At 57.7% G+C, this 15278-nt stretch carries 23 protein-coding genes and 2 tRNA genes; 21 read left to right on the forward strand and 4 right to left on the reverse strand.

From position 1 onward, the window contains the following. Positions 1-21 precede the first annotated feature (21 nt). The 3 genes from PMO31116_RS17735 to PMO31116_RS17745 all read left to right on the forward strand — a co-directional run bounded on the left by PMO31116_RS17735 (position 22) and on the right by PMO31116_RS17745 (position 1370). On the forward strand, positions 22-606 hold the full coding sequence (locus PMO31116_RS17735) for a hypothetical protein (protein WP_150567878.1): 585 nt from the start codon (positions 22-24) through the stop codon (positions 604-606). Further along, positions 603-965 carry an immunity 8 family protein gene (locus PMO31116_RS17740; RefSeq protein WP_150567879.1) on the forward strand — a complete coding sequence of 121 codons (363 nt, stop codon included), beginning with the start codon at positions 603-605 and terminating at the stop codon, positions 963-965. The genes PMO31116_RS17735 and PMO31116_RS17740 overlap by 4 nt, the downstream gene beginning before the upstream one ends. 177 nt (positions 966-1142) lie before the next feature. Beyond that, a complete protein-coding gene (locus tag PMO31116_RS17745; RefSeq protein WP_150567880.1) occupies positions 1143-1370 on the forward strand; it encodes a hypothetical protein in 228 nt (75 codons plus the stop codon). Positions 1371-1869: 499 nt separating this feature from the next. On the opposite strand, the gene PMO31116_RS17750 is transcribed toward PMO31116_RS17745, so the two are convergent. After that, positions 1870-1964 (reverse strand) — tRNA-Arg (locus tag PMO31116_RS17750). Positions 1965-2101: 137 nt separating this feature from the next. Here PMO31116_RS17750 and PMO31116_RS17755 point away from each other — a divergent pair. The 16 genes from PMO31116_RS17755 to PMO31116_RS17820 all read left to right on the forward strand — a co-directional run bounded on the left by PMO31116_RS17755 (position 2102) and on the right by PMO31116_RS17820 (position 11456). Continuing rightward, positions 2102-3418 (forward strand): tyrosine-type recombinase/integrase, encoded by a 1317-nt coding sequence (locus PMO31116_RS17755; RefSeq protein ID WP_150567944.1) that lies wholly within the window; start codon positions 2102-2104, stop codon positions 3416-3418. Positions 3419-3530: 112 nt separating this feature from the next. Beyond that, positions 3531-4106 carry a hypothetical protein gene (locus tag PMO31116_RS17760; RefSeq protein ID WP_150567881.1) on the forward strand — a complete coding sequence of 192 codons (576 nt, stop codon included), beginning with the start codon at positions 3531-3533 and terminating at the stop codon, positions 4104-4106. Between the two features lie 102 nt (positions 4107-4208). After that, complete coding sequence (locus tag PMO31116_RS17765; protein WP_150567882.1) at positions 4209-4418, forward strand: DNA-binding protein; 210 nt, start codon at positions 4209-4211, stop codon at positions 4416-4418. After that, complete coding sequence (locus PMO31116_RS17770) at positions 4418-5221, forward strand: phage antirepressor KilAC domain-containing protein (protein WP_150567883.1); 804 nt, start codon at positions 4418-4420, stop codon at positions 5219-5221. The genes PMO31116_RS17765 and PMO31116_RS17770 overlap by 1 nt, the downstream gene beginning before the upstream one ends. A gap of 287 nt (positions 5222-5508) precedes the next feature. Then, a complete protein-coding gene (locus PMO31116_RS23760; protein WP_174971433.1) occupies positions 5509-5679 on the forward strand; it encodes a hypothetical protein in 171 nt (56 codons plus the stop codon). Then, positions 5672-5956, forward strand: a complete 285-nt coding sequence (locus PMO31116_RS17775; RefSeq protein ID WP_150567884.1) for a hypothetical protein — start codon at positions 5672-5674, stop codon at positions 5954-5956. The genes PMO31116_RS23760 and PMO31116_RS17775 overlap by 8 nt, the downstream gene beginning before the upstream one ends. After that, complete coding sequence (locus PMO31116_RS17780) at positions 5949-6179, forward strand: hypothetical protein (protein ID WP_150567885.1); 231 nt, start codon at positions 5949-5951, stop codon at positions 6177-6179. Before PMO31116_RS17775 ends, PMO31116_RS17780 begins: the two co-directional genes overlap by 8 nt. 86 nt (positions 6180-6265) lie before the next feature. Then, positions 6266-6565 carry a hypothetical protein gene (locus tag PMO31116_RS23895; RefSeq protein ID WP_217424758.1) on the forward strand — a complete coding sequence of 100 codons (300 nt, stop codon included), beginning with the start codon at positions 6266-6268 and terminating at the stop codon, positions 6563-6565. After that, the gene (locus tag PMO31116_RS17785; protein ID WP_150567886.1) at positions 6562-7125 is read left to right on the forward strand and encodes a hypothetical protein; all 564 of its coding nucleotides are present in this window, start codon (positions 6562-6564) and stop codon (positions 7123-7125) included. Before PMO31116_RS23895 ends, PMO31116_RS17785 begins: the two co-directional genes overlap by 4 nt. Positions 7126-7674: 549 nt before the next feature. Continuing rightward, complete coding sequence (locus PMO31116_RS17790) at positions 7675-7971, forward strand: hypothetical protein (protein ID WP_150567887.1); 297 nt, start codon at positions 7675-7677, stop codon at positions 7969-7971. Positions 7972-7976: 5 nt separating this feature from the next. Next, positions 7977-8210: a hypothetical protein gene (locus PMO31116_RS17795; RefSeq protein WP_150567888.1), complete on the forward strand. Its 234-nt coding sequence runs from the start codon at positions 7977-7979 to the stop codon at positions 8208-8210. Positions 8211-8277: 67 nt separating this feature from the next. After that, entirely contained in the window at positions 8278-8889 is a 612-nt protein-coding gene (locus tag PMO31116_RS17800; RefSeq protein WP_150567889.1) for a tail assembly protein, read from the forward strand. A gap of 166 nt (positions 8890-9055) precedes the next feature. Beyond that, entirely contained in the window at positions 9056-9340 is a 285-nt protein-coding gene (locus PMO31116_RS24460; protein WP_217424759.1) for an HNH endonuclease, read from the forward strand. A gap of 195 nt (positions 9341-9535) precedes the next feature. After that, entirely contained in the window at positions 9536-9877 is a 342-nt protein-coding gene (locus PMO31116_RS17810) for a hypothetical protein (protein ID WP_150567891.1), read from the forward strand. Between the two features lie 460 nt (positions 9878-10337). Next, on the forward strand, positions 10338-10532 hold the full coding sequence (locus PMO31116_RS17815; protein WP_150567892.1) for a hypothetical protein: 195 nt from the start codon (positions 10338-10340) through the stop codon (positions 10530-10532). Between the two features lie 6 nt (positions 10533-10538). Next, positions 10539-11456, forward strand: coding sequence for an SDH family Clp fold serine proteinase (locus tag PMO31116_RS17820; RefSeq protein WP_150567893.1), 918 nt, complete (start codon positions 10539-10541; stop codon positions 11454-11456). Between the two features lie 201 nt (positions 11457-11657). Here PMO31116_RS17820 and PMO31116_RS17825 read toward each other — a convergent pair whose 3' ends face one another. After that, the gene (locus PMO31116_RS17825; RefSeq protein WP_150567894.1) at positions 11658-11897 is read right to left on the reverse strand and encodes a DUF4224 domain-containing protein; all 240 of its coding nucleotides are present in this window, start codon (positions 11895-11897) and stop codon (positions 11658-11660) included. Positions 11898-11986: 89 nt separating this feature from the next. Here PMO31116_RS17825 and PMO31116_RS17830 point away from each other — a divergent pair, with 89 nt between their 5' ends. Beyond that, positions 11987-12223, forward strand: a complete 237-nt coding sequence (locus PMO31116_RS17830) for a hypothetical protein (protein WP_150567895.1) — start codon at positions 11987-11989, stop codon at positions 12221-12223. A 438-nt stretch (positions 12224-12661) separates the two neighbouring features. Here the strand turns inward: PMO31116_RS17830 and PMO31116_RS17835 are convergent, their stop codons facing one another. Continuing rightward, complete coding sequence (locus tag PMO31116_RS17835; protein WP_246185356.1) at positions 12662-14077, reverse strand: ATP-binding protein; 1416 nt, start codon at positions 14075-14077, stop codon at positions 12662-12664. A gap of 145 nt (positions 14078-14222) precedes the next feature. Here PMO31116_RS17835 and PMO31116_RS17840 point away from each other — a divergent pair, with 145 nt between their 5' ends. Further along, on the forward strand, positions 14223-14909 hold the full coding sequence (locus tag PMO31116_RS17840) for a hypothetical protein (protein ID WP_150567897.1): 687 nt from the start codon (positions 14223-14225) through the stop codon (positions 14907-14909). A 173-nt stretch (positions 14910-15082) separates the two neighbouring features. On the opposite strand, the gene PMO31116_RS17845 is transcribed toward PMO31116_RS17840, so the two are convergent. Further along, positions 15083-15158: transfer RNA gene (locus tag PMO31116_RS17845), tRNA-Arg, on the reverse strand. Between the last annotated feature and the right edge of the window lie 120 nt (positions 15159-15278).

The following is a 15278-nucleotide window of genomic DNA, read 5'->3' on the forward strand; positions in this document are numbered from 1 at the left end:
GTCCGTGCTTCGAATGGGCAAATGTTTGCAGTAGATCCCGCCGACTCTCAAATCCTGTCCGGAGACCCGAATCTCAAGGCGATGCTGTTGGAAGCGCAGAAGGGGAGTGCTTTCGGTGCGATTCTCTCGGCATTAATTATTGCGTCGGGTGGCTCGACGGAGACAGCCTTGGAGGGGGCGCAACTGGGGCAGGCTGTGGAGGGTGTCGGTGCGGGCGTAACGTCGTTTGGTACGCCGAGGACTGCATTACCTGTGGAGGTTAAGCCCGGAAATGCCACAAACAAAGGGCCGTTGACAATCGCCGAACAAATGGGGATCTTGCGGGAAGCAGCCGCCGGTGGTTCTCTTGGGAAAGGCAACTTCGGTCCAGGGCAAGCGACCGCTGCAGACTCAAATAAGCTCGGCGAAGCATGGGTTGGTCCGGGATACCGTATTTTGAGCGATGGCTCGTCATGGGTAAGTAGCGACGGTCTTCGGGTCTATCGTCCGCCGTCGGAGAAGCCGAACAGTTCGTATGCCACAACCGGCGTGCAGGCAAATTTCGAGGCAAAGCTCACGGCCGGAAGTAGGCCGATTAGCAACGGACATCTGAATATCACACCATGAAAGCTGAAATCAAATCGTTGCATTCCTTGCTGTTGGAAGACAGGTTGATCGACTACTGGCCAGATGATGTGTCGAACTTCGGCACATGGATTCGAGCCTACATTGGTCCACGAGGTGAGGTGAGTTCCGAATCGTTCGACATTCACGTTTGCACGCCGGAATGGCTCAAGGCGCAGTGTGCCACTCAAAGTCCGCTTTGGGGCAGGCACATGCTGATTGTCGAAGTCTACGATTACGACACCATTAAGACGGCTATTGAACGTTACGTAGCAGCTGTCGACGGTGACGATTGGGCGGACATCGCCGCAAAGTTGAGCCGAGTTGGTGCATGGGAGTTTGAAGATTATCAGGATCGGTAACGGGACCACCCGTCATAGGATTTTTGAACACACGCTCGCGGAGCACATTCAAACGGTTGCGGGTGAATTGCCTGTTGACGAAGTCGGCTTGTGGTAAATCGTACCGGCAGGTCGGCAAGGGTTTAGCTTAAGTGGTGCTGACTTGGAAGCGTTTGTGCGTCGCTGCAACCGAGCACGATGACGTTCTACTACGACCCGCAGCAAGAAGCGATCCAACTCCAACAAGCCGCTGTGACGCAAACGGGCAAGGCGAGCTTCGTCAATGGACTGTCGACGAACAGCACCTCGCAACTGACGGTAATGGACCAGCAGAAGCTGGTGCTGTACGGCAATGCCGTAGAGTACGCGAAGGCGAACAACATTCAGTCGGGCCAGGCGCTGACCGCGGGTAGCGACTTCCTGTAGTGCCTCCTCTCGCGAACTGCGTTGAGTTTTTCTTTTGATACCGAAGGTGAGGCAGTCCTGAACGGCGTCCACTCGATTTCAACTGGCGTCTGAGATATGGCTTTCCCATCCCATTTCCACATCGTGAAGTAGCGCCTTGAGACCATTTCGGCCCTTAAGATTCAGGCCGCTTTTGTCTGAATCCTCGTAATTTGTCGCAATGCGCATCCGATGCGTGGCCGATACGCAGAGATTGCTGTTGCCTGATTTTCTGTCGGGTATTTTTGATGCTCAGTGGACTTGATGGCCTGAACTGAGCATGTGACGCGGGCTGAAGGGTGGGAAGGCGAGCCGTCGCGTCGCAACGGCGACGATCATTGACATCATCACGCAAAAAATCGCCGCTGCCAGATGGATTTACGTGGATTGAGGCCGACTGGAAATGCCTACGTCACGCCTACACGTAGTCATGCGTTGCGTGTAGGCATTCCACAGAATGCACGCAAGCATTTGATTGGATTGGCGCGCCCGACTGGAATCGAACCAGTGACCCTCGGCTTCGGAGGCCGAACAAGCGGGTGTTTATCGATGTTGATCGATTCCCATGAAAATCGCCAAAACCAATGAAATACAAGGCTTTATTGTGGATTTTAAGATCGCCGTGAGTTGACTTGAGTTGATCGATTCGCTCAGAATCGGGTTACAAATGGGTTACAAGTGCTCTGTAACCCGGTTTCCGACTGGGGCGGATGGTGGCCAAAATCAACTTTACGGCGGCACGCGTGGAGCGTCATGAGTGCCCTTCCGGCAAGGTGCAATCATTTCTATGGGACTCCCGCGCGCCGGGCTTGGGCCTGCGCGCTACGGCGGGCGGCGCTAAGACCTATGTCTTTCAGGGAAAGCTCCACGGCCGCACCCTAAGGCTCACCTTGGGGGATCATCGAAGCGTCACCATCGAGCAGGCCCAGGACGAGGCGCGGAGATTGCAGCGGCTGGTAACGGCGGGCGTCGATCCGCGCGTGGACAAAGCTGAGACCTTGGAGGCAAGAAAGCGGGAGCTTGAGCAGCGCCGCCAGATCGAAGAACGCGGCACACTCATAGCCCGCGATGCGTGGAATACCTATATGGCCGAGCCTCACGAGCAATGGAGCGATCGTCATAGGCTCGATCATGAAAATGCTGCCGCCCTTGGCGGGCAGGCAAAGAAGCGAGGAAAGGGACTCACGACGGCAGGGCCATTGGCGCCATTACTGGCCTTGCCGCTGGCTTCGATCGACGCCGCAGTGGTCCGGGAGTGGGTTCGCAACGAGCGCGCTGCCCGTGAGACCGTCGCGGTGAACGCCTTCCGCAAATTCCGTACTTTCATCAACTGGTGCGCGAAGTCGTCGCGGTACGCTGGTATCGCGAACCATGACTGCTGCCGCGATGACTCGGTGATGAGCGCCGTCCCAAAGCAGCGCGCCAAGGAGCATGATTGCTTGCAGCGTGAGCAGTTGGTGCAGTGGTTCAACGCCGTCAGATCCATATCCAATCGGGTCATCTCCGCTTACCTTCAGGGATTGCTTATCACCGGCGCGCGCCGCGAGGAGCTGGCGGCGCTTCGCTGGGCTGACGTTGACTTTCAGTGGCGCAGCCTGCAACTGTCGGACAAGGTCGAGGAGACTGGCCGGACGATCCCGCTCACTCCTTATCTGTCGAGCCTGCTGGCGGCGCTGCCACGCCGGAACGAATGGGTGTTCTCTAGCCCGTTGGCAGCAGACGGGAAGCTGACAGAGCCCCGAATTGCGCATACGAAGGCTTTGGCGGTTGCGGGCCTCCCCCACGTTTCCCTGCATGGCTTGCGTCGCTCCTTCGGGACGTTATCGGAGTGGTGCGAGGTGCCGGTGGGCGTGGTTGCCCAGATCCAAGGGCACAAGCCCAGCGCACTGGCCGAAAAGCACTACCGCCGGCGGCCGCTTGACTTGCTCCGCATGTGGCATGACAAGGTGGAGGCGTGGATGCTGGAACAGGCTCGCATTGAATTCGATGCCGCCGTGGCCGACAAGCCGTCGCTGCAAGCCGTCAAATGAATGCATGTGCCTCGTGTGAGCGCCGCCGTCCAACGCCTCGGCTTTGGTGGTGGTTTATGTCGCGCGGCGCGGCGAGCGTGCATGAAATGATGTAATGCGCAAAAGGAACGTGATGAGCGATAGTAATTTCGACGCGGAGTGGATTCTGGCCATTCGCGATTTCCAGAGGCATGGGTATCCAGAGGACCTGGCCGAAATGCTTGAGTCCGATCGAGAAGTCCCCTTTTACGTTCGAAGCTTCCTTGCGGCCTATATAACTGGCCGCACCGTTATCGCCCAGCGCCGGGGAAAGCACAACGCCCAACTCCGCCCCCGGCACGTTCGGGAAATCGAGGCAGCCCTATTGGGACTCTACAGGGCCACGGAGTGGATTCTGATAAACATCACAGAGTTTGCCGATGAACGCAGGCAGGAGGAGCGTGAAATACGCAGAACCGTAGACGAGGTTCGCGCGGCAGGTTTGCAGCGAATCGCAGGGAAATATGGCGTGTCCGTCAGTAGAGTCCGGGAGCTCCATAAGGCCAAGGAGGACACAAGTTGGGCGAGGGTGGAAGCGGGGGAGTTGGAACTAGACATGGTCGGGCCAATGTGGGGGGCGGACGTGGTCGCTGCGATACGCACCACTATGCTCGCTAAAGCACGGCAGATACTGGATGACCCCGAGGCGTTCGACCCTTTTTCGGAATAACGCGTTTATTCCGTCAACCCGTTTTTACTAAAACCCCCACGAGCACGAAACTGGCACCCAAGCGGATCAACGGTGATTCGCAAAATTTGGGAGTCAGTGACTATGACGGTTCACCAGGCGGCAACTTCGGTGAGTTGCCCGTTCCTCACGACGGAGCAACTCGCCAGCGCGCTGCACTTGCGCCCGCAGAGCATCCGCAAGCGCTACATGGAAACCGGCAGCTATCACGGCGTGCGCCCGGTGAAACTGCCGAATCGCTTCCTCGCATGGCCGACGAACGCCGTTGAGCAACTGCTGAACGGGGGCCAGTGATGACACAAAAGAAAATGGGCGCCGGCCAGGGCGCCCACATCAGCTACATCAGTTCCGCTGCCGATCATACCGCACCCGCTATGCGTGCGTCGAACGAAATTGTCACGCGTCGCGTTGACGGTGCGCTGGTCGTGGACAGCCGCACTATTGCTGACGAGTTCGGCCGTCGCCATGACAACGTGATGGCCACGCTTCGCGACTTGATTCGGGACGGCACGATCAACGCCCTTGATTTCAAGGACGTTGAATATCGTGACGCGAAGGGAGAGCGCCGCCAGATGATCGAACTGAACGAGCGCGCTGCTTTGGTGGCGACGCCGTTCGTTGGCGGGCGGCGCTCGCGTGAGGGGCAGAAGCGGATCGTGTCCGCATTCCTGCACTACCGCTCCGTCGCGACGAGCACGAGCGGGCCGGATCTGACGAACCCCGGCGTGCTGCTGGGGCTGTTGGAGACCCACGCTCGGCAGTCGCTGCAACTCCAGCACCAGGTGACCGTGCTGGACCCCAAGGCACAGGCGCTCGATCGCTTGGAGTGCGCTGACGGCGCACTGTGCATCACGGATGCCGCCAAGAACCTGAAGGTGCCGCCGCGGAAGTTGTTCGGATGGCTCTCCTGCAATCAGTGGATCTACCGCCGAGGGGTATCGTGGGTCGGCTATCAGGCTGCGATCGTGCGTGGGCTGCTGGAGCACCGGGTATCGGTGGTGCCGCGTAATGACGGGTCAGAGGTCGTTTCCACGCAGGTAAGGGTGACGCCCAAGGGGCTGGCCAAGCTCGCAATCGAACTGGCGGCGCTGGCGTGATGAAAATTCCCTTGATGGCCGTAAACAACGCGGCGTATACTTTCTACGTCACCGAAACAACGGTGACCCGGGGTGAGAGCCGGAAAAACACAGGCGGACAGCCGCCGCACGCGGCTATTTTTTCGTCCGTCATGCCTTCGCGTGCCCCGATCAATGGGCGGGCCTTGGTGGGGAGGGCTTTGGCCCTGCCGGTCCCTGTGTTCCGGTCTCTCAACCCTGCTTTGTGCCCGCCCACCCCGTTTGAGAGCGGACGGCGGGCCTCCTTCGCAAACACAGGAGGTCGCATCATGCGCCAAGCCCTCGCTCGTCCTGAGCAAACGCAATCCCCCATCGAGATCATCCGCGCAGCATTGCGCGAAGCCGCTACCGCACCGACCGTCTTTGACGCGCTCGACGTCACTGGCGAAGCCCTTCGTCGTTTGGCTGAACTCGCTCAAGCTGAGGTGGCTCATGGATAAGGTCCGTTGCCGTCCTGGCGATATGGCGTTAATCAAGCGCTCGTGGAATCCGCTGCTCATCGGCAGTCTCGTCCTCGTGAAGACGATGAGGCCCGATGGTAACTGGCTGGTGAACTTGCTTGGCCAGCCCGCGCTCCTGCCGAGTGAAGACCGTCGTAAGTACATCGTCGCGTCCCGAGTAATCGCGGAAGACAACGCTTTCGTGCCGCTTCGTGGTGAAGTCGGCATGTCGGACATTGCTTTCCAAAACTGGAAAACGGAGGTTTGCGATGCGTAGCCCCACCGAAGCATTGGAGCGCGCTGAACGTGAGCTGCGTGCAGCGGCTCGAGCCCTCCGCCAGGCCGAAGCAATGTTCACGGCCATCGGCGCCGCGATCGACGCTGGCACACCGGTCGCGGCCGGCAGCCTTGCTGATATCGGCTTCGAGATCACGTGCACCTATAGCGAGCGCGCCGAATCGGAAGTCGAGTGGATCACGGAGGCCCGGCATGGCGCATAAACCCTCGTTGGAGCACGCCGGAAGACAACGCCTCGGTGAATTGCGGGTCGCTGGCGATGCCCTCCACCGGTTGGAGGGCATGAGCTATGCCTAGCCGCACCGGCCGGAAGGCGCTCGACCCGCGTGGCTTCATCGTCGTCGCACCGGGCGGAATGGCGTACTTCCCGCCGGTGCCCATCGACGAGGTACGGAGGGCCGTAGAGCGGCTCTCGCGCCCCAAAGAGACCGAGTGGGCAATTGTCCCCTTCACATTCTGGCTGAGGGAGTACTGGCCATATGGCTCGTTCGTGAAGGCGTACAACGCCGACCGCATCATGCGTCGCCACCGCGGAAACAGTGAGTGGAGGGGGCTGCCCGGCCATCCGTCCCGGGAGGGATGCGAATGAAGCGGCAACGCGTACCGGGCGACCCAAACGGACCGCACGCGCGCATCTATCATTCGCTGCTCAATAGCGCCGCCTGGCGGGTTCTAGGACCATCGTCGGTCAAGTTGTTCATTGACATGCGGGCGGCGCTCACCGCGACGAATAACGGCAATCTGGCGGCTTCGCTGGCCGACATGAAGCATCGGGGCTGGTCATCATCCTCGACGCTGGCCAAAGCTCTGTATGAGCTCCGGGCGCTGGGTTTTATCTCGGTGACGGTGCAGGGTGGATTGCGACGCGGCGCCAGGGTGCCGAACCTCTATCGCTTTACTGATCTGCCGACGCTTGAGCAACCCAGAGTTGGTGTGCAGGCCATGGAGGCGACGCACGACTATCGGCAATTCAGTTCGGTGAAGGAGGCGGAGCAAGCGCTGGTGAAGGGGCTCGAACAATTGCAGGAGGAAGGGCGGAAAAAGCAGCAGCCCAAAAAAAATCTCCCTGTGCGGAAATCGAACCCGTCCAGTTCGGAATCCGAACCCGAAGCACGATTTTCCAGTTCGGTTTTCGAACAGGGCGCGTGAATTCGGGTTCGGAAATCGAACACTGGCGAAAAGTGGAAAAAGCCTTTGATTTCGGGCGTTTCAGGGCGGTTTTTGGGTGTTTTTGAAAGTGACGATCCCTGTTCGAAAATCGAACTCCCTTTATATGTTGCCATACCTACGCGCAGCGAAACGCGGTTTTCAGGTGTGTTGGAGCACCGCAAAGGAGGGGGCAAACACGGTCGCGGTCAAATTTGCGCGAACTGGAACCGCTCCGAATTCGGGCCTGTTCCGAAAACCGGAACCGTTCCGGAAATCGGAACTCGCGGGGCGAGAGATTGAGGTACGGCGGATGTGTCACGTGCGACTCTCGCGTGTCCGCTCGGGGAGATCCGTCACTGGTGAAGTGCTCGTAACGGGCTCGCACCGTTGCAGTAACGTTCCACAGTGCGGCGGTAGGTCATGGTTTGCTTGGGTGTCCGATAACTGGACACCCCCGCACAAAATGCGCCCCCGCAGCAAATGCGCCGGCGCATTCCATGCACGAAGCGGTTCCGGCACCGGGGAGACGTAGGGCAGAGGATAGGAGTGATGGCAAAACAGAGTGGAGCGCCGCCACATGCCGGCGGCCGATACCCGGTAGAAGACGGCCCATTTACGGCCTACATGCCGCGGGCGTCGGATTCGTTGATCCGGGAGTGGCGGGCAGAGTTGGTCGTGCTGATCGACCGATGTGCTCATGAAATGGAGACAGACGAGGAGCGGATTGAACAGTTCATAGCGGCGGCGCTTCGTCAGCCAGACTATACGGTGTGGATTGACCTGGTGTACTACCGGGAGTGGGCGGCGCTGATCGAGCCCCGGGAGGCGGGCGGAGGATACCAATGAGGGCAATGGCGGACGTGTTCGTCCAAACAAAGATCGACGTGGCCGAGTTCCTGGCCATGTGGATGCAGGGGCTGCCAGACGGTGACAGGGCGGCGCTCGAAGATAAGTTGCGGGCCGGGCATCACCTCGGCTTTCACGTCGTCGCCACGGGGCCCGTGAGCGCGCATATCACGCTCACTCATCCGGCAGGCATTGTGCATATCGCGCGAACGATCGAGGCGGACATAGCCCGACGTTGAAAGGTTGGCCGACACCCGTCGGGGAGACGGTAGGTTTTTCAGTGGACAACCTTGGAGGAAAGTAACCATGACGGAGAAGATTCGAACGGTGCGCCTGTATGGCGCCTTGGGAGCGAAATACGGGCGCGTGCACCGGTTCGCGATAAGCTGCCCCAGCGAGGCATTCCGTGCGCTGGCAAGCCAGTGCAAAGGGTTCTATGAGGATCTGATGGGTAGCCGCGCCCGAGGTATCGGATACGCGGTGCTGGTGGGTAAGCGTCATCTGAGCTGCGCGGAACTCGACCTGCCGCCTGGCACGGATGACATTCGTATTGCACCGGTGGTGCTGGGGGCGAAGCGCGGCGGATTGTTTCAAGTCCTGTTGGGCGCGGCCATCATTGCCTCTGCCTGGTACCTCGGACCATCGTCATCGCTCGTTGGAACCTTCAGTGCTGGCGGTGCCACGCAGGCGGGTGCCTTGTTCGGTGCTGCGATGTTCGTGGGCGGCATCACACAACTGCTGTCGCCGTCGCAACAGGGGCTCTCAGTCAAGGATAGCCCCGACAACGGGGCGAACTATAACTTCAATGGCCCGGTGAACACGCAGGCTCAGGGCAACCCTGTGCCTGTTCTGTACGGCCGGATGATCGTTGGCGGTGCCGTCATCTCTGCGGGAATTTATGCAGAGGATCAGGCATGACGAACGCGATGGTCGATGGCGCCGAACCCGAGATGCAGGAAGACGCTGCGCCGAGTTACGGCGGTCTCGCAGGGTAATGCCGACGCGACCGTCTAAGCACAGGCCAGCGTTGCCCTCGACGGCCCGACATGAACTGCCGGAACTGAGTCGGCAGACGCGCCGCGAGATGCACACCGGTGTAAAGCGGTGGCTCGCGATTCGTGAGTTCACGCTGACGCGCGACAGGTTCACGTGTCAGGCGTGCGGGCGAATAGTCGCAGGCAAGGGCGAAGCGCACGTCGATCACGTGAATGGCGACAGTCACAACAACCCGCCCGACGGCAGCAACTGGCAGACGCTGTGCGTGCCATGCCACTTGGCCAAGACGGCAAAAGAGAACGGCGGATTCGGGAATTCCCCGTCAAATGAGAGTGGTTCGCGTCTGACGGGTGGGGGGAGGTCAAAACTTTGAATCGTTTTGCTCCCGGCACGGGCGCGTAGTGTTTTTTTCGCGTGCCCGCTTCAGAAATTCGGGTTTTTGATCTCTTCCTCCAACCCGCCGACCATTTAGGTCGAAACCCCTTAATACGTTATGCCAAACCCTGGAAAACCCCGCGCTCTTAAACTGCTCACCGGTAGCAGACGAGCAAACGATAGTGGCCCCGGAGTGGATCTGCCGCTTGTCCAAGAATATCCGGCGCCGCCAGACTGGCTACCGAACGCGTTCGCAACAAAGGAGTGGCATCGAGTGGTGCCGCTGCTCATGAACGTGGGGTTGCTTACCGAAGCCTCGCTTACGTCCCTCGGTCACATGTGCGCTGTGCATGGCCGGATCTTGCAGGAGTACGCCGCCGGAATGACGCCCACGGGAAGTCTCCTCAGCATCTTGCGCAACTACCAGAACGATTTCGGCCTGACCGCCATGGGGCAACAGAAGATCGGGTCACCCGGCGAGGCAAAGGGAGGGAACAAATTCGCCAATAACGGGTGCAAGCCCGGCCGAAAATAGTTCGACCATCCGTGCGTTTTGTGCGGAGAATCCCGAAAAACCGTTGAGTCGTCGAGACGCTAATCCCGATTGCTTGCCCTATAAGTCGGAACTAAACGATCGGGTTCCTCTAGGCTCTCACGGAAATCACGGCACATCGCACGTGGCCGATTGCGGTTATTCCGCGAAAAGAACACTGCGCTGCCGCCGCGGGATCGATATTCTGCGAAGGCGTTGTCGAATCTCCTCAAATTGAGGGAAACGACTTCCGCCTACGATTCCCGAGTAAGCGCCGCCATCAACTTTCATATGTTGATTGACATTGACGCCCGCTTGATTGTGGTGTAAGATCGAGCCCGAACCAAGGGGAGTTTGCGTAGCAAACTCCCCTTGCCCCTATGTGCAATACTAGGGTGAATTCTGCGACCGAAGGTTGCAGATTGGGGCGGAGACTATCCGCATTTACGCTTGGAGCAAAAAGATGACTATCGAACAAGGTTTCGCTTCGGGAAGCGATGCGGCCGTTTGGGCTAGCCTTGACGAAGCAAAAAAGCTCTACCAGTCGTACTTGGACGTGACCGAAACTTCCAATTGGACGTGGGATGCGAATGGCGTCTCATCGTCAATTGATGTTCAAGCAGATTTTCCCCCGCTATCTCTGTCAACGTACCGCTGAGGTCGAATGGCCTCGTGGAATGAACTGACCGCCGAGTACGAGCGGTTGTCCGCCGACAAGCGGAATGAATTTCTCACATCGCAGATAGCTCATAGTCTGAGGGAGATTGGCAAACTTCGCGGTGGCACAAACGTGCTTCTGTACGGTTCAGCCTTTCTTCAAAAGCCAGCGGTGCACCCGACTGCAATTCAGATCATGCCGGAGGACATTAACGGCTTCATGGCCACAATGTACGGCATGGATTGGAGTGCAGGTCTTACGCTGATTTTGCACACACCTGGCGGCGTCACTACTGCGGCGCAGACGATTGTTTCTTATTTGCTAAGTAAATTCGCCCACATTGAGGTGATAGTGCCGACTTTCGCTATGTCGGCAGGCACGATGATTGCGCTTGGATCCCAAAAGATCGTACTGGGTCGACAAAGCCAGTTGGGTCCCATTGACCCCCAAATGCCGGTGAACGGCAAGTTCGTCTCCGCACAGGCGATCGTGGATCAGTTCAACCGTGCTAGGGAGGAGATTTTAAAAAATCAGACTGCCGCGCACGTGTGGGCTCCGATTTTGCAGACGATCGGCCCAGCTTTGCTCCATGAGGCGACGAACGCCATTGACTACAGTAAGTCAATGGTGCGTCAGTGGCTTGCAGCTCGGATGTTCTCCGGAGATTCGGCGGCGGACGATAAAGCGAAAGCGGCAGCCGACCATTTTGGTGACGCAAGCAATCACAAAGATCACGGTCGGCGAATTGACCGAGATGAGGCAAGCAAATTCGTGTCGACGGAGGCGCTTGAGGACAATCAGGCATTGCAGGAGGTTGTCCTTACGACGTATCACCTAATGACGATTGTGTTTGAGCAATCACCGGCGACAAAGATGATGGCCACTGGCCATGATCGCCTCTGGTTGAAGAACTCGCCGAAATAATGATTCGGAATGTTTGCCCACATGAAGCCCTTGTGAATCACAAGGGCTTTGTTTTTTTCGTGGACCGCTGGACGTGTCAGCGCCGTCCTGCCGTCCCCATTCGCTCGTGATGCGATCGTCGCGCCGTAGCGCTTATATCTGCGCTGGGAACCCTCGAATCATGAGTTGAGTCGTTGCGTCGTCAAGCACAAGAGTGACTAATCATCTTGCCTTTCTGATCGGATAAATCGGAGGCCTGGAAGGGGGGGAGCCGTCGGGCCGCAGACCTGCCTTTTGGGCTAGGAGTGCCTCGAACGTCGCCCAGGTCATGATTATGTGTCCGTTGGCACGAGTCACTACGTCGATGCCGAACTGTTTCTTGAACCAGGCAACCTGGATTGAGCATCGCTTCTTCCCCGTGATCTGCACTAGATCGTCGTCGCTCAATAATCGACTGTCCATTCAATCCCTCCGATGGTCCGCGCGCTTGATACATGCAGTTTCGATCGTACTATGATATCCATTCGGCCATTTCCGGCGCCGCTCGAGCTATGCCCACCATCAATTTCGTGTATCGCGGCTGCACTGTCGACATCCAGATCGCGGATCAGGCCGACACCTGGGAGATTTCGATCAGGGTCATGCCATTTGATGGCGTCGAACTGATCGAGCCATTCGGAGCCAGAGAGCTGAAGCTGGCGAAAGGCGACTCGCTCGACCTGATCCAGGCGGCACTCATTGATGAAATCCAGTCGGCGATTGATCATCGGCTGGTCGGGGGGGGCTGACTCCCTTGGCGACTTACCGATAAGGGTTACGGCGACGATGCTCGGCTTGGTCACAAGGTTGGAACCGTCAAGGGGCATGGTCGTGCCCTTACGGTGGCTCGCTTCCGACTCGATCGCCCTCAGCGAGGTGTCACGACTGCGCAAAATGGCGTGAGCGCTGATCGCCGCCAGGCGGCTGGCCGAGAACTGACGCTTCCGGCTATGGCCGACGGGTTAGGCGGTGTTTGGATGTCCTCGATGCGCTGAGCGCGGCGAGTGGCGCAGCTATGAAATTTCGTTCATTGATAGTCGTTTGAAGTTCAAGCAACTGTCAAATGACCGTCAAATAAGATTTTTGCGATTATGTTATTGTTTTGTAAGGGTATTTTTGTGTTCCGCGCAGCTTTCGACCGTAATTCCCTTGCACAAGTCAAATAGAGCGCCGCCATCGCATACAACTCACACCCAGTGCGGTACGTACTTCATGAACTTCTTGCCGGCTTGCTCGTCATACGGACGGATCACGCCATGCTCCACCGCCTCTTTGATATATCGAGAGGCCATCGCACTGTTCTTCGGGTCTATGCCGAAGCGCTCCCGTAGAGACGTGTTGGTCATATAGTTTCGACTCACGTATCGCAGACATGCGTGGAGATAGCAGGCTCGGATACGATCGCGCTTGTCCATTTGTGCTAGAGCTTTATGCGCAAACAGCACGGCCCGCGTGCTTTCCCCGGACGTGGAAAACTCTGGTGCGGGGAGCTGATATATCTCGGTCTCGTATACGACTTTGTCGACGCCGCTCCCCCGCTCTTCGCATATCCCAAAGCGACGCATAAGTGATGCAAGGGCTTCATTTCTTGATCTCGGTGGCGTGTCCAGAAACCGCTCCACATCAACGAGCGGCACGCCGGGGTTTGAGACTTCCATGCGATCCGAAAAAATCTCGATCATGGGGCCGGTGCCGCCAACAGCGAGGTCTTGATGTATGAGCGCATTGACCACCAGTTCGCGCACGGCTAGCTCGGGATACATCGGCACCGTCTTCCGAAGCGCCTTCCCGATGACCTCGTTTGTTGGAAGAAGGTTGTTCACAAAACCAATCAGACCTTCGAATCCGGCGGCATATCCCTTGGTGCCGACTCGCTCGCGGAGTGTCGTGATGCGGTCGTTCCCCGCATAAGCAATAACGCGAACGGCTTTGCGTCGAAGGTTTGGAAAATCGTCCAGTCGTTTGGCGAACAACATGGCACCCAGGTTGGTGATGTTCCAACGTCCTGAAGTGTTCTTGCTGATCAATTGCTCTGTGGACAAGCGCTCGATTATTTGAGAGCGATTTTCCGGAAGTGGAGTCTCAGAAAGATCGAAATACGCTGGATAGTCTAGGACGTTTAAAACTTCCTCTTCAGGCATATCCTCGGCAGCGAGGAGTACCTCAAAGGGGGTTTGATCGAAGATGCGCCACAGTGCGCGCTCCTTCTCTGGAAACTCTTTTAGCTTCTTCGTATATGAGCCGATTCGGATGAATTCGTTGTGCTGGAACTGTACCGGGTGCCGGTAAGCGCGACCTATTTCCAGTAAGACGACGTGTTTTCCGTCCACGGCCGTCTCCATGAATTGAAAGGGTACCTTGGGATTCAGCATCCTCAGCAACCAGTTCTCAAGCATCTCACCGCCGACCTTCGCTGTTTTGGGGTCGAATGCCGTGCCAACGATTTCGTGCGTGTCATCGGCGACTCCCCAAAGCAAATAGCCGTATGCTTTGTCCAAGTGTGCAGCCGAATTCGAGAGCGCGGAAATGTACTCGCCGATTTCCTGAGGCTTTTCTTGGTTCTCCTTGAACTCAACCCATTCCGTTTCGGTAGGCAGTGCCACCAGTTCTCTAACTAGGCGAGTCAGCCTGTCACTATGGAGCGGTTGATGCATTGGCATTGGGGGAGGGAAGTGGGATGCAGCAATACTAGCAAACCTGGACTCGGTATCTTGCACAAATCACATAATCATTTACGTGACACAGGGGGTGGTGGTGATTGATGACACTAACGACAAAGTGCGCAGAAACGTCGTTACGCTAAGTGCAGCGATAGTCGTTATGGCTTTCTTCGGCCTATCGCTTTCACCCCAAGCCTCAATCGGTCTCTTTGTGAAAGGCGAGTTCCCGGCATGGAAAGTCTGGGCATGCTTGCTTGCAGCACTCGTGTACTGCTTTCTGCGATACCGATTCGAGTCGTCAACGGATCAGGCCATTCAGCATATGCAGAAAGAACACGGATCAATCCGAGACCGCTTGGTCGAAACACTGTTGGCAAAAGACATCCGTGCGCACATTCTTACGGGCAGGCGGCCCGTGTACATCACGGATATTGATGAAGAGCCATTCGTCGAAGAAAATCGCCGTCAAGGCCTGGGGCGACTCCGCGACGTCGGCGTTCGGGTGAGCTTTACAAAAGAGGAGCGCCCAACAAAATGGGCTGGGCGGGTTTCAGTGGCCCTCACGCTCGAAGGTGAGCATGGAATCTCAAATCGGCAGGGAGGGAACCTAAGGGAATTCCGTGTCTCTGGTATCAAGCGAGCGCAATTTCAACTGCGAGCCCTTGGCCGAGTCTTATATTCAAAAGGCGCTGTCGATGTTTGGATGCCGTTTGGCCTGTCGGCGATAGCAGCCTGTATCTGCGTTTATAGACTGCTGTACATCGCGGTGAATTGAACCGAGACCAACGGCGTTATTGTTGCCCGTACTCGTCTGAAGAGAAACCGCTCGTGCGCGCCGCCCGCGTTTCGGTCCGCGTGCGTCGATCAAAACGGGTTACAGGCGGGTTACAACCTCGCGGTTGGCGATTCGCAACCCTACTGCGAGTTGACGTAACCCATTGAGAAGATTGGCGCGCCCGACTGGAATCGAACCAGTGACCCTCGGCTTCGGAGGCCGATACTCTATCCCCTGAGCTACGGGCGCTATGCAGACCACCGGTGAGGAGTGCGCGAACGCGTTACCGGCAGGCAAAGAGGTAGAAGCATAGCGGTTTTGCGGCGCGCCGTCCATGCCCCGTGCATCGGCCTGCCCCACAATGCGGCA

The sequence above is a fragment of the Pandoraea morbifera genome (genome assembly GCF_902459575.1).
GTDB classification, from domain to species: Bacteria; Pseudomonadota; Gammaproteobacteria; order Burkholderiales; family Burkholderiaceae; genus Pandoraea; species Pandoraea morbifera.